This window comes from Amphritea sp. GJ51-11 (assembly GCF_055808735.1).
In genome coordinates this window covers 2,300,232-2,320,633 of sequence record NZ_CM147881.1, presented here as the reverse complement: position 1 = coordinate 2,320,633, position 20,402 = coordinate 2,300,232, and the positions used below count along the sequence as shown (strand labels likewise).

Here is a 20,402-nt window from a genome sequence, read left to right as displayed (position 1 = left end):
ATTAGCCGGATATAGCTCGATTAGCGTGTTTTAGTAATATCAACATAGAGTGTTAGGTTTTGTCCAGGCTGAAGGTAGTGGCTCTGCTCCAGTTTGTTCCAACGTTTGATATCACTGACTGAAACACTAAAGCGGCTCGCAATAGTGGATAGTGAGTCGCCGTTGCGCACTGAGTAGCCCACGCGCTTGATCATCTGTTCATCGCTACGGCTAAGCACTTTCTCCGTCCCCGTTTTCCAAATGGTGAGGCTGCGGCCAGCTCTCAATGAGTCACTCGGGGCCATCTGGTTCCACGCGGTGAGTTCGCTTACGCTAATATTGTGGCGTCGAGCAATACTCCAGAAACTATCGCCAGATTTTACTTTGTAGCTGGTTTTGGTGCGATTACTCGATGCCAACTGATTTTGCTTGCGGCTAAAACGTTCGGACTCACTCAGAGAGTATTCGCTAGCGCTATGTTTGGCGCTGGGAATGAGAAGGTAACGTCCGGCCCGAATCCTGTTATCGCTCAACTTGTTGGCATGACGAATGACCGATGAGGTGGTTTTATACTGTTTGGCGATGGTGCTGATCGTGTCGCCAGGGCGAATTTTATGACGACTCCAATTAACCCGTTGTTGGGTCGGCAGTGCCGCCAACTGGTCGCGAAACTGATCGGCGGTGGTCGCTGGAATAAGTAGCCGATGAGGGCCATCCGGATCGGTCGCCCAGCGATTAAAACCCGGGTTGAGCTGATATAGCTCTTGGGTTGAAATTGAACTGAGTTCAGCCGCTTGGGCTAGATCGATTTGGCTGTCGAGTTCAACCTGCTCGAAAACAGGTTTGTTGGCCAGCGGGGTCAATGTCAGGTTTGACTGATCGGCGTCTCTGATAAGTCGTGATACGGCTAAGAGTTTCGGCACATAGGCGCGTGTTTCTTTGGGCAGATTAAGCGACCAAAAGTCGGTGGCTAAGCCTTTGTTTTTGTTTTTGCGGATAGCTTTAGAAACCGTGCCGCCACCGCAGTTATAGGCGGCTAATGCTAGCTCCCAATCACCAAAGCGGCCGTATAGTTGCTGTAAGTAGGTTAACGCGGCATCGGTGGAGGCGATAATATCGCGACGGCCGTCATACCACCAACTGGATTTTAGGCCGAAATGTTTCGCCGTGCCGGGAATGAACTGCCAAGGTCCCGCTGCACGGCCATGGGAATAAGCGAAAGGGTCGTAGGCACTTTCAACGATCGGCAGCAGGGCAATCTCTGCCGGCATGTCGCGCTTCAGCACTTCATTAAGAATGTAATAGTAGTAACGACCGGCACGGTTAGTAACCCGTTGCATATATTCGGGGTGCTTTTTGTACCACTCAAACTGCTTTTGTAGACGGGGATCTTGATTATCTAGATTGAGTTGCAGATTAGCGCGCGTCAGTTGCCACAGGTCATCAGTATTCGCATGGCCTGTTGGGCGAGGGAAGCTGGCATTCGTTTCGCCCGCATCCAGCATATCCGTATTCAAGTCGGGCGTGATGACATAGGCCTTGGGCGTAAACTCAGGTGTAGAGTGGTTGTTAACCAAGGTATTCTGACAGCCTGTGAGCATAAGCCCAGCAGCGGTGAGTACAACAAATTTTCTGACCAACTGCATTGAACGCGATGCCCCATGATAAATTTAAGGCAGCATTTTATGGGGCTGGTATCGATGGGTCAACCGTTATCGGCCTTCGATTGCCCCATATCAAGGTTGTTGATAGCTAACGTAAATTGGTCGTTAGAACTGATTCTTCCATTCGCGGATAGCGGCGAAGATCGCAACCTCAGAAGCTAAAGGGTGACCGGAAAACTGCTCCGCCGCTTGTTTTACGCCGGCTTGGTTGTAGCGCAGAAAAGGGTTGATCTGCTTTTCGGTGGCGATAGTGGTTGGCAGTGTTGGTTGTAGGCTCTGCCGTTGTTGGGTGCAACGTTCAATCACGGCAGTGATCTGTGGGTTGCTGGGCTCGACTGCGGCAGCAAATGCAAGGTTGGCGAGTGAGTATTCATGAGTGCAGTAAATCTGGGTGTTATCGGGCAAACTGTTGAAGTATTCCATCGCTTGATGCATCTGCTCAGCGGTGCCTTCAAAGAGTCGACCGCAGCCTGCTAAAAATAGCGTATCACCGCAAAAAACTTGTGGCGTCGCAGCGGCACAATAATAGCTAATATGATCGAGGGTATGGCCTGGTACTGCACGCACCGTCAATGCCTGCCCAAGCAGTTCAATTTGATCGCCATCGGATAGTTTATCGGTGATCCCTTTGAATGGTGAGTTAGCCGGGCCGTACACTTTAACCGAATGCTCATGGCTCAGTTGAGTAACCCCGCCGGTATGGTCATGGTGGTGATGGGTAATCAGAATGGTCGTAAGTTGCAGGTTGTTATCGTGCAGGTAACGGTTGACCGCCTCCGCATCGCCAGGGTCAACCACCGCTACGGCTTGTGTACCCGGTACTGCTAGTGCCCAAATATAGTTATCATTAAAAGCAGGGATCGGGGTGACATTAAACATTTTAGGCCTCGGCGGAATCAGATTTGTCAGATATAGTAGTACAAGATAAATGATACGGGCGTATATAGCCCGGTGTATGGCAAGATTAACCTATTCAACGCGGAGCGTTAAGCGCTAATCATCTATGGTTTTTAAACGACAGCCTTCCCTTAGTGAGTGGTTACCCGAACTACGGCAGTGGTTCGAGACAGAGTTGGGCCAGCAGCTATTAATATCTGAGCGGGCGCTTCTCGATCGTTTGCTGCCGACAATGTTTGGTTATCATCTGTTGCAATTGAGTTTTGATAACCGTTTAGATCTGGCGCGCGAAAGTCCCGTGCGGCATCAGATTATGGTTAACCCGCTAACGGAGTTGGGGTTACCCGACAGCGCCGTGATTGCGCGTAATGAAGAGCTGCCGTTCGAGCATAATAGTATCGATGTGGTGGTGCTTCATCATGCCTTGGATTTTGCCCAAAGCCCTCATCAAGTATTACGGGAAGCCGCACGGGTATTAAGGCCCGGTGGCTACCTGATCAATGTTGGTTTTAACCCTATCAGCTGGTGGGGGCTATATCGCAAACTGAAATTTAATAAAGAGACGGTGCCTTGGCAGGGCCATTTTATCAGTCCACAGCGGATGGATGACTGGTTATCATTGCTTGAGCTGACGATGGTGAAAGAATTGTCCGATTACTACCGGTTGCCTTTTGAAAAAGAGACGTGGCGACAACGGACGCGCATGATCGATGCGATGACCCGGCGATGTTCATCTCACTGTGGTGCGTTTATGTTGCAGGTGGCACGCAAAGATGTTGGTGGTATGACCCCTATCGAACCTGTTAGAAAGCAGCGTAAGCTGTTAAATTTGCCGCGGGTTGAACCCTCAACTGGCGGTGCTCGAGGAAGTGTGAGTGAAGAAAAAAGTTAATATTTATACTGATGGTGCCTGCAAGGGTAATCCCGGCCCTGGTGGCTGGGGTGCCGTGCTGCAATATGGCGAACATGCCAAAGAGCTCTGTGGCGGTGAATTAACAACCACGAATAATCGTATGGAGTTAATGGCAGCAATTGAGGCCCTTGCGATGTTAAAAGAGCCCTGTGAGATTACGTTAACGACCGATTCTCAGTATGTACGTAAAGGTATAACCGAGTGGTTGGCGGGTTGGAAACGTAACGGTTGGAAAACAGCGGCGAAAAAGCCGGTAAAAAATGCCGATCTCTGGCAGCGCCTTGATGAGCAGAATGCCCGCCACCAGATAGCGTGGAAGTGGGTTAAAGGACACAGTGGTCATCCAGGCAATGAGCTGGCGGACCAGTTGGCTAACCGAGGGGTCGAATTGGCCCTGCAACAACGTAAGTGACAGATAAATAATGAGACAGATTGTACTGGATACCGAAACCACCGGTATTGACCCCAAGGAGGGTCATCGAATTATTGAGATTGGTTGTGTGGAGATGATGAATCGTCGTTTAACGGGACGTACCTATCATCGTTATCTCAATCCGGATCGTGCGATTGATGAGGAGGCGATACAGGTTCACGGTATTACCAATGAATTTTTGAACGATAAACCGCGGTTCCCGGAAATTCAGGATGAGTTTCTGCACTTTATTCGGGGGGCTGACTTGGTGATTCATAACGCGCCCTTCGACGTGGGCTTTATGAACCATGAGTTAAAGCTGAATAATCATAATGAGCGCGTTAATGATTTTTGCCATATAACCGATACGTTAGCGTTAGCGCGAAAGAAGCACCCGGGTCAGAAAAACAACCTTGATGCGTTATGTCGTCGGTATGGCATTGATAACAGTCACCGTGAATTACACGGCGCCTTGCTTGACTCTGAGATACTTGCTGACGTTTATCTGATGCTCACCGGTGGACAGAAAAATCTGTTGCTCGCCGGCGAAGAGGATGGCCATGACGGAGTCGATCAGATTCGCAGAATGAATACCAGTGATCTGAATCTGACGGTTCAACCGGCGAATGAGGCTGAGCTTGAAGCGCATCAGGCTTATATTAGCCGTTTAGATGGTAAGGCTGGCAGTATCTGGAGTCAGATTGGCGTGGTGCCGTCCGAGGCGGAATAAAGGCTGCACATTAGCACTTCGCAAGGCAGCGATAAGAAAGGGTTCTAGGTGTACTACACCTGTCTTCTCTAAGGCTGATCTGCTGTCCTGTTTTTGCGGTTATAAAAAAGGCTGATGCTTAGCGCATCAGCCTTTTTTATTTGCCTCAGCCGAGGTGTTTGATTGAGGCGCTTGTTGCTTATAAGAAGTGGGTCACCGCAAAGTAACCTGTCAGGCTCATCACTATTGTATAAGGTAATGCCATCCATACCATCGTGCCGTAAGACAAACGGATTAGCGGAGCGAGGGCTGAGGTTAGCAGGAACAGAAAGGCAGCTTGACCGTTAGGGGTAGCAACACTTGGGATATTAGTACCGGTGTTGATGGCAATTGCTAGCAGATCAAAGTGTTCGCGGGTAATTGAGCCTTCATGAAGCGCCTCGAGAACTTCATTGATATACACCGTAGCAACAAAAACATTATCGGAAATAGCGGATAACACGCCGTTAGCAATAAAGAAAATGCCTGGTTGAACATGGGTATCCATCGCCAGTACGGAAGCGATGATCGGCTGAAACAGGTGCTGTTCATGAATCACTGAGACGATAGAGAAAAACACCACCAGCAGTGCAGTAAAGGGCAGTGCTTCTTCGAATGCTTTACCGATCTGATGCTCTTCGACGATACCATTAAAGGCAGTCAGCAGAATAATCACGGTTAGACCGATTAAACCAACGGCCGCCAAATGGAAGGCGAGCGCCAAGACCAAGAAAAACGCCACCAGAATCTGTACAAACAAGGCAAGCTTATCGGATTTGGTTAGTTTTTTGTCCTGTTCAGCTGAGAACTCTTCCAGAATAGCGCGAACAGAGGGAGGAATGTCGGCGCCATAGCCAAACCACTTGAGTTTTTCCAGCAGCATACAGGTGGCTAGACCGGCGAACAGTACCGGCATGGTGACCGGTGCCATAAGAATAAAGAATTCAACAAAATCCCAACCGGCTTTTTGTGCGATTAACAGGTTTTGCGGTTCACCGACCAGTGTACATACTCCACCTAGCGCCGTTCCTACAGCTCCATGCATGAGCAAACTGCGCAAAAAGGCACGAAATTGATTGAGGGTTTCGTGATGGTCTTGGTGTACATGCTCATCATCGCCGTGGTCATGGGCTTCTTGTTGAAACTGTTTACCTGAAGCTACTTTGTGGTAGACCGCATAAAAGCCAACGCCAACGCTGATTAATACTGCGGTGACGGTCAATGCATCAAGAAATGCTGACAGAAGCGCGGCAAATAGCGAAAACATAAGTGAAAGAATAATTTTAGAGTGAATTTTTAGCAGTAGCTTGGTAAACACCCATAAGAGCATGTTCTTCATGAAGTAGATGCCTGCTACCATAAACATCAGCAGTAGGATGACCTCAAGGTTGGCTTGTACTTCGTGATAAACCGTGTCTGGGCTTGCGAGGCCAATAATAATGGCTTCTAAGGCAAGCAGACCGCCGGGTTGCAGTGGGTAGCATTTAAGGGCAAGCGCCAGGGTGAAGATAAACTCAAAAATCAGTGTCCAGCCCGTTATGACTGGGCCTACCGTGTAGAGAAGAATCGGATTTAAGATAAGAAAAAGTACTATGGCCTGCTTATACCAAATAGGAGAGTTGCCAAGAAAGTTCTTAATAAGAGCCTGCGTAGTGGTCATCGATACGGGGTCCTGTGCCAATTCGGGCTTATGGAAAGTTTCTGTACATCATGTTAAATGTAGTGATTACAGTCTTTCCAACATATGTTAAGTAGTTAAAGTTGTTACTATTTCGCCGTAGGTTAGCAGGAGTTGTGTTAAATCAAAAGCCTGCTTAACCTGTTAAGCGTACTCTAATCTTTAGGTGAGCTGTATGTCTGAAATCACAGTTCAGCGATCTACTTTTGTTTAGGTTCCCATAAAATGATGAAAATTGAGTATATTTATGCCGCCGGTCAGCGAGTCTGGTCCGATGTCCAAGGACGGTGGTTGTTTGATCAACCTTGTTGTGATCATGCTCTCGCATTAGAAGAATATGATCTTACGCTGCTGCCTGAGCAGCCGGTGAAATTGCTGGTTATGCCTGAGACGGCGTTGCCGGTTGATGGAGCGGGTTTTAATCTGCGACAGCTATTATCACATGCCGAGGAGGGGGATTTTCCGCTGATCTCGCGAGCGGCACAGGTTATCACTTGGAGTCGTGACCATTGTTTTTGCCCTCGTTGTGGTGATGGCTTGGTTCATCATGCGCAAGATCTGGCTAAGCAATGTAATGGGTGTGGTTTAACTCAGTACCCTCGGCTATCCCCCTGTATTATCACCTTGGTTACTAAGGGTGAGTATTGTTTGTTGGCTCACGGTATTCGCTTTACTGAGGTGCGCTATAGTACCTTAGCCGGTTTTATTGAGGCGGGAGAGAGTGCTGAGGATGCTTTGGCCCGTGAAGTGCGTGAAGAGGTGGGCGTTGAGGTAAATAATATTCGCTACTATTGCAGTCAATCGTGGCCCTTCCCTCATTCATTGATGTTTGGCTTTTTTGCCGATTATGTTTCCGGTGAGATTGTTCCCGAACCCGATGAGATCATTGATGCCCAGTGGTTTCATTATACCGAGCTGGATGATGCGCCAATCCCACCACCGTTCACCATCTCTCGGCAGTTGATCGACGCGTTTCAGGCGCGTTGGCAAAAAGCCGATTAACGCTGCTTTTTCTTACTGAAAAATTTACCTAACCGGGTCGCTAGCATCACATTGCCTTCGGCCCTGAGTTTACCGCTAAGGTAGGCACTCATACCGTCTTTTTCGCCGGTCACTACGCTGATGAAGGTTTGGCTGTTGGTGATGAGGGTGATATCGGGATCTGGGTGTTCGCCGAGTTCAACGGTTAGTTGTTGGTCGGCGATGCTGAAATAAAAATCATCGGCATCGTCCAGCACAAATTGAAAAGTGGCAGTTATACCTTGGGTGTTTTCCGGTATAAAGCGACTGGAAAGCTTTTCGATAACCTGGGTGACGGTAATGGTATCAGACATGTTTGATTCGGCTCTCCAAATTTATCTTTCAGTGATATTGCCTAAGAGGGTTGTATGTTACATTACCCGACCATAAATCAATATATTGAATTGCCCGCAGTGGGCGTATTTATTTGGAGTGTTAGGTGGTTGATTTTCTAGCAAGTTACGGGTTGTTTCTGGCAAAAGCGCTGACGGTTGTCGGCGCTATTGTTATGGTGCTCATGGCGGTGGCAGCTGTGGCGTCACGGAATAAAAAAGATAATAAAGAGGGCTATCTGAGTGTTCATAGTATGAATGAGACACTTGAAGATATGGAGCACGCCCTAAAAGAAGTGGTGTTAGACCCCGAGGTGTATAAGCATCAGCTTAAAACCGAAGAGAAACAGGATAAAGCCGATGCTAAGGCACGTAAAAAAGCGCTGAAAAAGGCTACACCGGTGCCTGAGGCTGATCGTAAGCGTGTCTATGTTCTGGATTTTGATGGCGATATTAAAGCCTCAGAGTTGGAGCCTATGCGGGAAGAAATTACCGCGGTACTAACCATGGCGACCGAGCGGGATGAAGTGGTTATTCGTTTGGAAAGCCCTGGCGGTATGGTGCATAGCTATGGCTTGGCCTCATCGCAACTCGAGCGTATAAAGCGTCAGGGCATTCCATTGACTGTCTGTGTCGATAAAGTTGCGGCCAGTGGTGGTTATATGATGGCCTGCCTGGCGGACAAAATTGTTGCTGCTCCGTTTTCGATTCTCGGTTCAATCGGTGTTGTCGCGCAATTGCCTAACTTTCATCGGTTGTTGAAAAAGCATGATATTGATTATGAGATTTTAACGGCTGGTGAATATAAACGTACGATGACGGTAATGGGTGAAAATACTGAAAAGGGCCGTCAGAAGTTCATTGAAGAGCTTGAAGATACCCATAGCCTCTTCAAAGAGTTCGTAGGTGAATTTCGTCCGCAGGTTGATCTGGAAAAAGTTGCCACGGGTGAAGTGTGGTTTGGTCGCCGGGCGTTAGATGTCAACTTGATTGATGAGATCTCAACCAGCGATGAATATTTGACGAAGGCTTGTGAAGAGTCTGATGTGTACTTAGTGCGTTTTGAATATAAGAAAACCCTGCAAGAGCGTATTTCAGAGATGTCAGTTAAAACGACTGATACGCTGTTTACCAAGTGGGCAGGACGTATTTTGAATTCTCGTTTGTTAGCTAAGTAACCAAAATGGTAAGGGAAATTTCTGCACACCCCTGAATCATGCTTATAATTCTGGAATGAGCGTTTCAAACATATAATTGCTATCATGTGTGAAGCAAGTAAGGATTATAACCCGAGACGGGGGCGTCGATGCGACAGTCTGCAACCGCAAAGAAAATTATGTTATCTGCTGAGGCCCTGTTCGCAGAACAGGGTTTTGCTGAAACCACGATGCGAGAAATTACCAGTGCGGCTAAGGTGAACCTGGCTGCTGTTAATTATCATTTTGGTTCTAAAAAAGGGTTAATTACCGCGGTGGCTGAAAAATACCTCACTCCCTTGGTTTCTAATCTCAAAGAGGCGATTGAAGAGCGGTTATTGTTGGAAACGGATAAAACCATTCCGGCGGAAGAGTTGTTAGAAATTCTGATGCGTACTCTATTGAGGGTGGGTAAATCTAAGCAATTTGCCTTGCCGGTCTTCATGCGTTTACTTGAGCTAATCTACATGAAAAACCAGGCCGAATTGCGGGATGAGATGGTCAGTCGTTACCGCAGTTCATTCAGTTGCTTTGTCGATCTATTGCGTAAAGATTCGGCGGTGATGAGTGATGAAGAGTTTTTTTGGCGGCTGCACTTTTTGATGGGCTCGATTATCTTTACGCTGTCTAATTTCCAAACCTTGGTGGCGCTCGAAATGCGAGAGTTTGAACGTGCTGCTGAAGTTGAACGTACCCTACATCGAATGATCCCAGTGCTGGTGGCGGGTTTGCATGCACGTGCCGACCACACGCCGTTTTCACGTCTTTGATGGCGTTGATGGTACTGTGACTGCGATTATTATTTCAATTACCCGGCAGCGCCTTGAGCTATGGCGGGACTCATCCTGTATTGCTCGCTATTCAATCTCGACTGCATTGAATGGCCCCGGCGAGCAAAAGAATAGTGGCTGCACACCCCGTGGCAAGCATTTTATTCGCGCTAAGATTGGCGCAGAAAAACCGATCAACACCGTTTTTATAGGCCGCCGGCCTACCGGCGAAGTCTATTCCTCCGCGCTGGCTAAGCGTTATCCCGCACGAGACTGGATTCTTAGCCGTATTATCTGGCTTTGCGGCTGTGAAATAGGTCGCAATCGCCTCTCCAGCGTTGATACAATGCAGCGCTATATATACATTCACGGCACGCCGGATAGCGAACCGATGGGGCTGCCCTTGTCCCATGGCTGCATCCGGATGCGCAATACTGATATTGTGGCGTTGTTTGAGCAAGTGAGTGTAGGTACCCGAGTTTTCATAGAAGAGTAAATTGCTAATGTCTGGAGCATTGATGCTGGACATCGCCGGCCTGAGTCTAACAGCAGAAGATAAAGCTTTGCTGCAAAATCCTCAGGTGGGTGGTCTTATTCTGTTTAGTCGTAATTATCAGTCCCCGCAACAACTGTCTGATTTGATCCAAGAGATTCGCGCCTGTGCGCCGCAAATTTTGATCGCCGTCGATCAGGAAGGTGGGCGTGTACAGCGTTTTCGTGAGGGCTTTATTCGTTTACCGCCGATGGCCTCGCTCGGGGCGCTGTATCAAGCTGAGCCGACTAGCGCCTGCCAGGCAGCAACGCAATTGGGCTGGCTGATGGCGGCAGAGTTGGTCGGTTATGGTGTTGATATCAGTTTTGCCCCCGTACTTGATCTTAATTTTGGTGTGAGCCAAGTGATTGGGGATCGGGCGTTTTCGGCCGATCCGGAAGAGGTTGCTGCGCTTGCGGGGGCCTTTATTCGCGGGATGCGTGACGCAGGCATGGCGGCGACGGGTAAACACTTTCCTGGTCATGGCTGGGTGGTGGCTGATTCGCACCTCGAGATTCCGGTTGATGAACGTAGCTTAGCGGATATTGAGGCGCAAGATCTGATCCCCTTTGCGCGCTTGATGCAGCAAGGCTTAGCGGCGGTGATGCCTGCCCATGTTATCTACCGTCAAATTGATGAGCATCCTGCGGGCTTCTCGCCTTACTGGATCGGCCAGCGCTTGCGAGGGGAGATGGGGTTTGATGGGGTGGTGTTCAGTGATGATTTGACCATGGAAGGCGCTAGTGTTGCAGGTCGCTTTGAAGCGCGGGCTGAGCAAGCGCTGACAGCCGGCTGCGATATGTTGCTGGTGTGCAACAATCGTTCTGCTGCGCTACAGGTTTTGCATTATTTGGAAAGCATCGATCATCTTGGCTCGCCGCGGATTGAGCGGATGCTGGCGAAGCGCCAGATTGATCTTAATGATCTTCGCACCACTGAGCGCTGGCATCAGGCGGTGGCTTTAGCGAAGCAGTTAATCAGTATTCAATAAGCGTTTAGGAGTGACATGATGCAGGAGCAACTTGCTGATGTTTTTACACAGTTAGGCCTAGCAGGCTATAAAGATGCCTGGATATTTCAGGTGTTTGTGGTGGTGTTCATCACCATGTTGGCTAATTTTGTCTCTAATCGGCTGTTTCAGCGGTTGGAAACTCAGTTGGCTAAAACCCGTAATATTTGGGATGATATCTTACTGCATGCGGCGCGACGTCCTATCGCATTGCTAATCTGGGTGTTGGGGCTGAGTTTAGCCTTCGAGTTGACCGACCCAGAGACTGGCTCGGTGTTGGTCAAGCTTATTGAACCGCTACGCAGAGGCTTAGTGATTGTGATGATCGCTTGGTTCCTGATCCGCTTTATTCGTCAGGCAGAAAGCGCCTTGGTCAGTGATGAAAAAGTCAAAAACCCGATGGATGAAACGACCGTGGGGGCCTTGGGTAAGTTGCTGCGACTGTCGATTATTATTACTGCCGTGCTGGTGGTATTACAGACCTTTGGTTATAGCATATCGGGGGTGTTGGCGTTCGGTGGTATCGGGGGCTTAGCGGTCGGTTTTGCGGCTAAAGACCTGCTGGCAAACTTCTTTGGCGGCCTGATGATCTATCTCGATCGCCCCTTTAAAGTAGGTGATTGGGTGCGTTCCCCGGATAAAGAAATTGAAGGCACGGTGGAGGATATTGGCTGGCGTCTCACCTGTATTCGAACCTTTGATAAGCGTCCTCTCTATGTGCCGAATGCGACTTTTGCCAGTATTTCGCTGGAGAACCCTTCGCGGATGAGTAATCGTCGAATCTATGAAAAGATCGGTCTGCGTTATGAGGATTCGGCTTTAATTAATGCGGTGGTTGATGATGTTCGAGATATGCTGCGTAACCATCCTGAAATCGATACGCAACAAACCTTGATTGTGAATCTCAATAGCTTTGCGCCTTATTCACTCGAATTTTTTATCTATACCTTTACTAAAACGACTAACTGGGTGCGTTTTCATGAGATCAAACAGGATGTCATGGGGAAAATTATTAGCATCGTGCATCAGCATGGGGCCGATTTTGCCTTTCCTACTCAGACGTTACATCTGGAAAGTGGCGAATCTCATCCGCTAGTCGATCGACCTGATGGTGTAGCGCAGTGATCGTAGCGTGTTGGTTAAATTTTGCCCTGCAGGGCGTTGGAGATATGTGTGACTGCTGAACAAAATGAATTGGATAAGATCGCGACCTATGATGCGGAGCAGCGCTTCGATTATCTGATCAGTCGGGTTGTTGAAACGGGTGAACTGTGGATTTTGACTGACGAGCAGGGCAGTGTGATGCTCAATACCGACGATGAGGACTGTGTTCCGGTTTGGCCTGATCTTGCCTTTGCGGAGCAATGGGCTACCGGTGAGTGGTCAGATTGTGAGGCGATGCCGATCACACTTAAACAGTGGAATCATCGCTGGACACCGGGCCTCGAAGAAGACGGTTTTGCGGTGATCGTGTTTCCGTTAGCGGGCGAGGGTGAGGATGAAAACGGCTTGGTCGTGTGGCCTGAAGAGCTGGATATGATGCTCACTCGTGAAGTTAAGCGGGCACGCAAGAACAAATAAGCTCTGTTTCGGTTGAGAAAAAGGCTGATGTGTTACACATCAGCCTTTTTTTGTTTGTGCTATTGGCTGGAAGAGGTATTCGCAGCGGCATAGCGCTCAATAGAGAGCGCTATTGGCCAACCCGCGTGATTCTCACTAGCATACCGAATAGTGGGTGATCGATGTAGTGCAATTCATCACGACGCATCCGGCGGGCTGACGCCATTTCAACCGTGAGAAAGTCTGGTACGGTGGTTTGAGTTAGATAGCGATTGCCGTTGCTGCTATCGCTGTCGGTCTCAATGGGGGCTTCAACCGGCGTGTCGACTGTTTTGGATGTGAGTAATAGTTGGCTTTCGGCGGGGCTTAATCGGCGGCTGTGAAAGAGGTCGCTGCGGAAATGCAGGTAGCGGCCCTTATCAACCGAGATATAACCATCGAGCTCATAGAGGCCATTGTCGAGAATGTCACCACCATTAATACGCACGCGGTTCTGGTTTTTCACACTGCTAATTGGCTGTATCCAGGCTTCATGAAATAAGACGTGATAGGTTGCGCTGCGTCTTAGGCTGGCTTGTTTAGCGCTGAGAGAGAGAGAGGATTTTGGCAAACGGGTAAAATATCCGTTTGCTTGGCCGGCTTGATAGTAGCCAAGTGAGCGGCTAGGGAGCACGGGAATACTGTTAATCGCCGGCCAGATCTCATCATCGAGGGTGTCGGAGGTGAGATGACTAAACACCAAGACTTCGACCTTATAGTTGCTGGTAGCGGCCTGTGCCGTTGTGCTGTTTAACAGTATCAGTGTCAGGGCCGTTATGATCCCTGAGGTGAGCTTGGTCATTATTAATTCCCGGTCAATTGCTGGAGTAGCTGTTCCACTGCCTTAAAGCGTTGCTCTATTTTATCCATCTTCATGGTGAACTTCAGCTGACTAGCGCCGCCAAACTGAAATTTTTGTGGTTGTTGCTGTACAAGTTGCACCAGTTTAAAAGGATCTACCTCTGTATCGGCTTCAAAGTCGATTCGGCCACCATTTTCGCCTGCATCGATTTTACAGATGCCGAGCTGTTCTGCATGAAGTTTGAGTAGTGTCTGCCGAAATAGATTTTTGGTTTGTTCCGGGAGGATGCCAAAGCGATCGATCATTTCGATCTGTAGCTCTTTTAGCTCGGTTTCATTTTTGCCATTAGCAATTCGCTTGTACATGATCAGGCGGCTATGCACATCGGGTAGATATTCGTCGGGAATCAGCGCGGGAACCCGAAGGTTGATTTCGACCCCGAGTTTTAGTGGTGCATCGAGGTTCGGTGTTTTGCCTTCGCGAATGGCGTCAACCGCCTGTTCTAGCATCTCCATATAGAGGGAGAAACCGATATTTTGAATCTGACCACTTTGACCTTCGCCGAGCAGTTCGCCGGTGCCTCGGATTTCCATATCATGGGTAGCGAGGGTGAAACCTGCACCGAGTTCATCGGCACTGGCGATGGCATCTAGGCGTTTGGCGGCATCGGTGGTCATCGCTTTGGGGTGAGGAGTCATCAGATAGGCATACGCCTGGTGGTGAGAGCGGCCCACCCGACCACGTAATTGATGCAGTTGCGCTAGGCCAAATTTATCGGCTCGGTCGATAATGATGGTGTTGGCATTGGGGACATCGATACCGGTTTCGATAATGGTGGTACAGACCAGAACGTTAAAACGTTTGTGATAAAAGTCGGACATCACTTGTTCAAGTTCACGTTCACGCATCTGGCCATGGCCAATGGCGACCCGGGCTTCTGGGATCATGGCACTAATTTCAGCGGCGGTTTGCTCGATATCTTTGACTTCGTTATGCAGGTAGTAAACCTGTCCACCCCGGAGTAACTCGCGCAAAATAGCTTCTTTCTTGAGTGCTTTGTCGGCTTGGCGGACAAAGGTTTTAACGGATAGGCGGCGCGCCGGGGGAGTGGCGATAATCGAAAGATCGCGGATGCCAGACATCGCCATGTTGAGTGTACGAGGGATCGGTGTGGCGGTTAGCGTAAGGATATCGACTTCAGAGCGCAGTGATTTTAAGCGTTCTTTCTGTTGCACGCCAAAGCGGTGCTCTTCATCGATAATCAGCAGGCCTAAATCACTGAATTTAATATCGCCCTGTAATAGTTTGTGGGTGCCGATGACGATATCGGTTTTACCCTGTTGCAGTGATTCGATGACCGCATTGCTCTCTTTGCCAGAGCGAAACCGGGATATCAACTCGACATTGACCGGCCAGTCGGCAAAGCGGTCACGGAAGTTTTCATAATGTTGTTGTGCCAGTAGTGTTGTCGGCACCAATATTGCGACCTGTTTGTTGCTTTGTATAGCGATAAAAGCGGCGCGCATGGCCACTTCGGTTTTACCGAAACCAACATCACCACACACCAGTCGGTCCATCGGTTGTGGCGACTGCATATCCTGTACCACTGCTTGGATGGCATTGGCTTGATCGACGGTTTCCTCAAAGGGGAAGGCGGCGCTGAAGCTGGCATAGTGCTCGTCAGGCGAATTGAATTGATGGCCTCGGCGGGCTGCACGACGGGCGTATATATCGAGTAATTCGGCGGCCGTGTCGCGGACCTTTTCAGCGGCTTTGCGGCGTGCTTTGCTCCACTGTTCGGTGCCCAAACGGTGGAGTGGGGCTAGCTCGTCACCCGCACCGGAATAGCGGCTAATGAGGTGCAACGATGTCACCGGTACATAGAGGTTGGCGTCGTTGGCGTATTCGAGTTTGAGAAATTCTGAGGTTTGTGAGTCCAGTTCTAAGGTGACCAGTCCACGGTAACGGCCAACCCCGTGATCGATATGAACCACCGGTGCGCCGAGATTGAGTTCGGTGAGATTTTTGATGATCTGGTCGGATTCTTCCTGCTCTTTCGAGCGCCGACGGCGCTGAAAAACCTGATGCCCGAATAGCTGTGTTTCGGTGATGAGGTGAAATTTCCCCGGTGCGCTGAGGCCCTGCTCTAGCGGGAAAATACAAATATTGATTGGGTAGCCATCGGAGAAAAACTGCGCAAGGCTGTCGACTTGATGGGGTTTGATATCGATCCGCCCGAGTAATTCAATTAAGGCTTCACGGCGACCGGCGGATTCTGCGCAAAACAGGACTTTGTCTTGGGTTTTGCTCAGGAAGTCTTCGACTGCCGCGAGTGGCTGAGTTGCCTGCGCCTTGACGGTCAGGGTGGGTGGCTCGACCAAAGAAAGGTTGTAGCGTCCCGACGTGGCTTTTGCTTGGGTTTTGTTTTGTTGTACTTGAATGCGTTGTCGCTGTTTTAAAATGCTGAACAGCTCGGTTGCCGGGGTAAAGAGTTTATCCGGCGCGAGAATGGGGCGTTCGATATCATAGCGGCGCTCTTCATAGCGCTCTTGAACATCTTGCCAGAATTGTTTGCAGTGATCTTCTAGATCTGTTTCCGCCAGAATCATGACATTTTGTGGTAAATAGTCGAAGATCGTCGCACATTGTTCGAAGAATAGCGGTAAATAGTATTCGATGCCCGGTGGTGTCATACCATCACTGATATCGCGATAAACGGTGCAGCGTTTATAGTCGACATCAAAGGTTTCTCGCCAGCGTTGTTTAAATAGGCTGATAGCCTTTTCATCGAAAGGAAATTCTTTAGCCGGTAAAACACGTATTTTATCGACCTTGTCGATCGAGCGCTGTGATTCGGGATCGAAGCTGCGCAGGGTGTCGACTTCATCGTCGAACAGTTCGATGCGGTAGGGCACGTCACTACCCATCGGGAAGATATCAATAATAGCGCCACGAATAGCAAACTCACCGTGGCCGTAAACGGTTTCACTGAGTTGATAGCCTGCATCCGTCAATTTATGGCGCATCTCGTCGAGATTGAAGGGCTGGCCCTGATCAAGGATGAGTGCATTGCCATCGAGAAACTGTTGCGGCGCAACGCGATGCATCAAGGTGCTGGCGGGAATAATAATCACGCCACGTTGAAGCTGTGGTAGCTTGAATAAGGTGTTGAGGCGCTCTGAAATAATGTCTTGGTGAGGAGAGAAGCTATCGTAGGGCAGGGTTTCCCAGTCGGAGAAAACCATGCATTCAAGACTGTTATTGCTATAGAAACGGATCTCGGACTGCAGTCGGCTAGCGCTATCGCTGTCGTTGGTAATGCAGAGTATCAAGCCCGAATGTTGTTGGGCGATTTCGGTGGTCAGTAGGCCGCGGCCGCTACCGGACAGGTTGCCTATCCGGCGGATATCGCCTGAGGATTGGGGTAGTTGATATTCTTCTTTAAACACTTAAGGCTAACTCCATTAGGCTGATGTGGGTGTCTGTTAAGAATAAAGACGGCAACAGCAGCGTACTGATCAGGCCGCATATCTTACGGCGCGTGGGGCAAAAGTACACCCCATAGGGCGCAATATATGGCTGTCCTTATCGGGTGTGTTTTTGTCTGAAAGCGATGATTTTATGGCATTAAAGAGTAATCTAACCCTAAAGTGTAGTGTTTCCGATTTGCTCATAGGGGGTTAAAAGAGGATAATCCGCTCCAGCAAAATTGACTGCTATTAAGACTACTACCTTTTTGGAGTGAGCCGTGAGCCAAGATAAAGTGTTAGCTGACTGGAAAGGTCGCGAAGCATTAGCTGAAGAGATGATCCCTCTTGTTGGGCGTCTGTATCGTGACAAGCATGTTGAGACGTCCGTGTATGGTCGCCTTATCGTTAAACGTTCTGTTGTTGATGTGATTAAAGCCCATCGCTACGTACGCCAGCTTGAAGATCAGGAATTGTCAGTCCATGACACCTTCCCTGTTTTGAAAGCGCTGGATAAACTTGATGTTAAGCGTGCCCACGTTGATATCGGGAAGTTGGCCGTTAAGTTCCGTGAAGAAGCTAATGGCGCGTCCATTGAAGACTTCCTGGCAGCTGAGTTGGCTCCGGCAATTGATGGTGCTGCATCTGAACCGACTGATGTCGTTCTCTATGGTTTCGGTCGTATCGGTCGACTGCTGGCGCGGTTGCTGATTGAGCGTACCGGCGGTGGTCAGTCTCTGCGTTTACGTGCGATTGTTGTGCGTAAGGGTAAAGCGTCTAACGATTTAGAAAAACGTGCTAGCCTGCTGCGCCGTGATTCTGTACACGGTTCATTCCGCGGTACTATTCAGGTTGATGAAGAAGAGCAAGCGATTATTGCTAATGGTAACCTGATCAAAGTCATCTATTCTGATGGTCCTGATCAAGTTGATTACACGCAATACGGTATCGATAACGCACTGGTATTGGATAATACGGGTATTTGGCGTGATGAAGCCGGCCTATCGCTGCACCTGAAATCAAAAGGTGTTGCTAAGGTTGCGCTGACAGCACCGGGTAAAGGTATTAAGAATATTGTTATGGGTGTTAACCATGGCGATATCGATGACAGTGATAAAATTCTGTCAGCGGCTTCTTGTACTACCAATGCGATTTCACCGGTCCTGAAAGCGATGGATGCTAAGTATGGCGTGACCAATGGTCATGTTGAAACTGTCCATGCTTACACCAATGACCAAAACCTGATTGATAACTATCATAAAGGTGATCGTCGTGGTCGTGCGGCGGGTCTGAACATGGTTATTACTGAAACAGGTGCGGCTAAAGCGGTATCTAAAGCGCTGCCTCAGTTAGAAGGTAAGTTAACCGGTAATGCGATTCGTGTACCGACGCCAAACGTGTCGATGGCTATCCTGAATCTTAACCTGGATACGGCCACTGACAAAGAGGAACTGAATAGCTACTTGCGTGATATGGCGTTGCACTCACCTTTGCAGAAGCAGATCGACTACAGCAACTCTCCTGAAGCCGTGTCATCTGACTTTGTTGGTTCTCGTGCCGCCGGTGTTGTTGATGCCTTGGCGACTATTGCTGAAGGTAACCGTTGCGTACTTTATGTTTGGTATGACAATGAGTTCGGTTATAGCTGTCAGGTGATCCGTATGGCTCAGCGTATGGCTAAATGTACTCTGCCTGCGTTCCCTAAAGCTAAGGTCTAACAGTACTTTAGTGGCTTAAAAAACCGCCCTAAGAGGCGGTTTTTTATTGGGTTTTTATTTATATTCATAAAAATTATATTCTTAGATCTTAATGATCTATCAATGTTTTGCGAATAATGACCTAAAAGGCCCCTTTAATGGTCGCTCTTGTAGAAAAATTACCTCCCGATCTTTATACTTAACCGGTTTTTGGGTTGGGGTTATCCCGTCCGTGGTAGAGTTATTGCTTTGTTTTTGCGACATCAGGGGACAATGTTGCAGAGTCGGAGGCATAGTGCTCTGCAGGGGGGATCCTGAAAAAATTATAATAGAAATTGGGTGAGGCGGATGATCAAGATCAAACAGGGTCTAGATCTACCTATAACAGGCACACCAGAGCAGACTGTTTCGGCAGCTGTTGAGGTTAAGTCTGTCGCCGTGATCGGCTTCGATTATCCAGGCATGAAGCCTACGATGCGGGTCAAGGTGGGAGATCGAGTAAAACTCGGTCAAGTGATCTTTTCCGATAAGAAAACGGAAGGTGTTGATTTTACAGCACCAGCTGCGGGGGTGATCAAAGAGATCAACCGCGGTGATAGACGTGTTCTTCAATCGGTTGTTGTTGAAATAGATGGTAATGAGGCGGAGCAATTCGCAAAGTATGAAGCAGCTCAGTTGTCTTCCTTGACGGCTGAACAAGTACAGGAAAACCTCGTTAAATCGGGTGCCTGGACTGCTTTGCGGACACGTCCATTTAGCAAAGTTCCACAGCCAGGCACTCAGCCTGCGTCGATCTTTGTGACAGCCATAGATACTAATCCATTGGCGGCTGATCCAGCCGTTGTGGTGGCTGAACAGAAAGAGGCGTTTGTTAACGGTTTAACGGTATTAACCCGTTTGACTGAAGGTAAGGTCTTTCTGTGTAAAGCCGCCGGCGCTGATCTGCCAACGGCAGCAGGCGTGACGGTTGAAGAGTTTGCCGGCAAACATCCAGCCGGTAATGCCGGTACACATATCCACTTTTTGGATCCTGTATCAGCGAATAAAACCGTTTGGACGGTGGGCTACCAAGACGTTATTGCTTTTGGTCAGCTGTTTACCACGGGTGAGCTGTATACCGATCGTGTTGTTGCGGTAGGTGGGCCTCAGGTTAGCAAGCCAACACTGTTACGTACTCGCTTAGGGGCTAGCCTCGATGATTTATTAGCTGGGCGTACAGAAGGCAATCATAACCGTGTTATTAGCGGTTCTGTCTGGAATGGTCGTCGTGCCGAAGGGCCGTTGGCTTATCTGACACGTTATGCCACGCAGGTTTCCGTACTAGAAGAGGGTGATCAGCGCGAACTGTTAGGCTGGATTAAACCGGGCGCTAACAAGTTCTCTGTGCTGAATATGTTTGCTTCTGTACTGAGTCCGTCTAAGAAGTTTGACTTCACCACGACGACGAACGGTTCTGAGCGAGCCATGGTGCCTGTGGGTCAGTTTGAACGACTGATGCCGTTAGATATTCTTCCTACGCAGTTATTGCGTGCTCTCGTCACCGGTGATGTCGTTCATGCGATGGAATTGGGTTGCCTCGAGTTAGATGAAGAAGACCTCGCGCTATGCACATTTGCCTGTCCAGGCAAGTATGAGTATGGCCAGATCCTTCGCTCCAATCTGGCGCGCATAGAGAAAGAGGCCTGAT

General features: G+C 49.0%; 18 protein-coding genes. 12 read left to right on the top strand and 6 right to left on the bottom strand.

Features of this window, described 5'->3' with window-relative positions:
- Positions 1-20: 20 nt before the first annotated feature.
- Both AC0L4K_RS10260 and gloB read right to left on the bottom strand, forming a co-directional pair.
- A complete protein-coding gene (locus tag AC0L4K_RS10260) occupies positions 21-1,625 on the bottom strand; it encodes a LysM peptidoglycan-binding domain-containing protein (protein WP_473269175.1) in 1,605 nt (534 codons plus the stop codon).
- Positions 1,626-1,748: 123 nt separating this feature from the next.
- The gene (gene gloB / locus AC0L4K_RS10255) at positions 1,749-2,522 is read right to left on the bottom strand and encodes a hydroxyacylglutathione hydrolase (RefSeq protein ID WP_417222729.1); all 774 of its coding nucleotides are present in this window, start codon (positions 2,520-2,522) and stop codon (positions 1,749-1,751) included.
- A gap of 124 nt (positions 2,523-2,646) precedes the next feature.
- Here gloB and AC0L4K_RS10250 point away from each other — a divergent pair, with 124 nt between their 5' ends.
- Genes AC0L4K_RS10250 through dnaQ form a run of 3 tightly spaced genes read left to right on the top strand, consistent with a single transcriptional unit; the run spans position 2,647 to position 4,595 of the window.
- Positions 2,647-3,432 (top strand): class I SAM-dependent methyltransferase, encoded by a 786-nt coding sequence (locus AC0L4K_RS10250; protein ID WP_473269173.1) that lies wholly within the window; start codon positions 2,647-2,649, stop codon positions 3,430-3,432.
- Complete coding sequence (gene rnhA / locus AC0L4K_RS10245; protein ID WP_473269172.1) at positions 3,416-3,865, top strand: ribonuclease HI; 450 nt, start codon at positions 3,416-3,418, stop codon at positions 3,863-3,865. The genes AC0L4K_RS10250 and rnhA overlap by 17 nt, the downstream gene beginning before the upstream one ends.
- 10 nt (positions 3,866-3,875) lie before the next feature.
- A complete protein-coding gene (gene dnaQ, locus AC0L4K_RS10240; protein ID WP_417222737.1) occupies positions 3,876-4,595 on the top strand; it encodes a DNA polymerase III subunit epsilon in 720 nt (239 codons plus the stop codon).
- 178 nt (positions 4,596-4,773) lie between these two features.
- Here dnaQ and nhaB read toward each other — a convergent pair whose 3' ends face one another.
- Entirely contained in the window at positions 4,774-6,273 is a 1,500-nt protein-coding gene (gene nhaB / locus AC0L4K_RS10235) for a sodium/proton antiporter NhaB (protein ID WP_417222738.1), read from the bottom strand.
- 243 nt (positions 6,274-6,516) lie between these two features.
- Here nhaB and nudC point away from each other — a divergent pair, with 243 nt between their 5' ends.
- Positions 6,517-7,293, top strand: a complete 777-nt coding sequence (gene nudC / locus AC0L4K_RS10230) for an NAD(+) diphosphatase (protein WP_473269171.1) — start codon at positions 6,517-6,519, stop codon at positions 7,291-7,293.
- On the opposite strand, the gene AC0L4K_RS10225 is transcribed toward nudC, so the two are convergent.
- Complete coding sequence (locus AC0L4K_RS10225) at positions 7,290-7,625, bottom strand: SCP2 sterol-binding domain-containing protein (protein ID WP_417222743.1); 336 nt, start codon at positions 7,623-7,625, stop codon at positions 7,290-7,292. The genes nudC and AC0L4K_RS10225 overlap by 4 nt on opposite strands.
- A gap of 125 nt (positions 7,626-7,750) precedes the next feature.
- On the opposite strand from AC0L4K_RS10225, the gene sohB reads away from it, so the two are divergent.
- From sohB to AC0L4K_RS10195, 6 genes are all read left to right on the top strand, one after another.
- Positions 7,751-8,821 (top strand): protease SohB, encoded by a 1,071-nt coding sequence (gene sohB, locus AC0L4K_RS10220; protein ID WP_417222745.1) that lies wholly within the window; start codon positions 7,751-7,753, stop codon positions 8,819-8,821.
- A gap of 128 nt (positions 8,822-8,949) precedes the next feature.
- Positions 8,950-9,609 carry a TetR/AcrR family transcriptional regulator gene (locus AC0L4K_RS10215; RefSeq protein WP_417222747.1) on the top strand — a complete coding sequence of 220 codons (660 nt, stop codon included), beginning with the start codon at positions 8,950-8,952 and terminating at the stop codon, positions 9,607-9,609.
- On the top strand, positions 9,578-10,105 hold the full coding sequence (locus AC0L4K_RS10210; RefSeq protein ID WP_417222749.1) for a L,D-transpeptidase family protein: 528 nt from the start codon (positions 9,578-9,580) through the stop codon (positions 10,103-10,105). The genes AC0L4K_RS10215 and AC0L4K_RS10210 overlap by 32 nt, the downstream gene beginning before the upstream one ends.
- A 7-nt stretch (positions 10,106-10,112) precedes the next feature.
- Complete coding sequence (gene nagZ, locus AC0L4K_RS10205) at positions 10,113-11,132, top strand: beta-N-acetylhexosaminidase (protein WP_473269169.1); 1,020 nt, start codon at positions 10,113-10,115, stop codon at positions 11,130-11,132.
- A gap of 18 nt (positions 11,133-11,150) precedes the next feature.
- Entirely contained in the window at positions 11,151-12,275 is a 1,125-nt protein-coding gene (locus AC0L4K_RS10200; RefSeq protein WP_473269219.1) for a mechanosensitive ion channel family protein, read from the top strand.
- A 48-nt stretch (positions 12,276-12,323) separates the two neighbouring features.
- Positions 12,324-12,731, top strand: a complete 408-nt coding sequence (locus AC0L4K_RS10195; protein ID WP_473269168.1) for a DUF2750 domain-containing protein — start codon at positions 12,324-12,326, stop codon at positions 12,729-12,731.
- A gap of 109 nt (positions 12,732-12,840) precedes the next feature.
- Here AC0L4K_RS10195 and AC0L4K_RS10190 read toward each other — a convergent pair whose 3' ends face one another.
- Together AC0L4K_RS10190 and mfd are read right to left on the bottom strand one after the other, a co-directional pair.
- Positions 12,841-13,551, bottom strand: a complete 711-nt coding sequence (locus tag AC0L4K_RS10190; RefSeq protein WP_473269167.1) for a CsiV family protein — start codon at positions 13,549-13,551, stop codon at positions 12,841-12,843.
- A 2-nt stretch (positions 13,552-13,553) separates the two neighbouring features.
- Positions 13,554-17,000 carry a transcription-repair coupling factor gene (gene mfd, locus AC0L4K_RS10185; protein WP_473269166.1) on the bottom strand — a complete coding sequence of 1,149 codons (3,447 nt, stop codon included), beginning with the start codon at positions 16,998-17,000 and terminating at the stop codon, positions 13,554-13,556.
- 299 nt (positions 17,001-17,299) lie between these two features.
- Between mfd and AC0L4K_RS10180 the strand changes: the two genes are divergently transcribed.
- Positions 17,300-18,736: a glyceraldehyde-3-phosphate dehydrogenase gene (locus AC0L4K_RS10180; protein ID WP_417222763.1), complete on the top strand. Its 1,437-nt coding sequence runs from the start codon at positions 17,300-17,302 to the stop codon at positions 18,734-18,736.
- Positions 18,737-19,063: 327 nt separating this feature from the next.
- Positions 19,064-20,401 carry a Na(+)-translocating NADH-quinone reductase subunit A gene (locus AC0L4K_RS10175; protein WP_417222766.1) on the top strand — a complete coding sequence of 446 codons (1,338 nt, stop codon included), beginning with the start codon at positions 19,064-19,066 and terminating at the stop codon, positions 20,399-20,401.
- The last annotated feature ends 1 nt before the right edge of the window (position 20,402 follow it).

Coding starts and splice junctions, on each gene's coding strand:
- AC0L4K_RS10190 (WP_473269167.1), bottom strand. CDS start 13,551: ATGACCAAGCTCACCTCAGGGATCATAACGGCCCTGACACTGATACTG.
- nagZ (WP_473269169.1), top strand. CDS start 10,113: ATGTCTGGAGCATTGATGCTGGACATCGCCGGCCTGAGTCTAACAGCA.
- dnaQ (WP_417222737.1), top strand. CDS start 3,876: ATGAGACAGATTGTACTGGATACCGAAACCACCGGTATTGACCCCAAG.
- AC0L4K_RS10200 (WP_473269219.1), top strand. CDS start 11,151: ATGCAGGAGCAACTTGCTGATGTTTTTACACAGTTAGGCCTAGCAGGC.
- gloB (WP_417222729.1), bottom strand. CDS start 2,522: ATGTTTAATGTCACCCCGATCCCTGCTTTTAATGATAACTATATTTGG.
- AC0L4K_RS10175 (WP_417222766.1), top strand. CDS start 19,064: ATGATCAAGATCAAACAGGGTCTAGATCTACCTATAACAGGCACACCA.
- AC0L4K_RS10260 (WP_473269175.1), bottom strand. CDS start 1,625: ATGCAGTTGGTCAGAAAATTTGTTGTACTCACCGCTGCTGGGCTTATG.
- AC0L4K_RS10215 (WP_417222747.1), top strand. CDS start 8,950: ATGCGACAGTCTGCAACCGCAAAGAAAATTATGTTATCTGCTGAGGCC.
- AC0L4K_RS10225 (WP_417222743.1), bottom strand. CDS start 7,625: ATGTCTGATACCATTACCGTCACCCAGGTTATCGAAAAGCTTTCCAGT.
- nudC (WP_473269171.1), top strand. CDS start 6,517: ATGATGAAAATTGAGTATATTTATGCCGCCGGTCAGCGAGTCTGGTCC.
- AC0L4K_RS10250 (WP_473269173.1), top strand. CDS start 2,647: ATGGTTTTTAAACGACAGCCTTCCCTTAGTGAGTGGTTACCCGAACTA.
- nhaB (WP_417222738.1), bottom strand. CDS start 6,273: ATGACCACTACGCAGGCTCTTATTAAGAACTTTCTTGGCAACTCTCCT.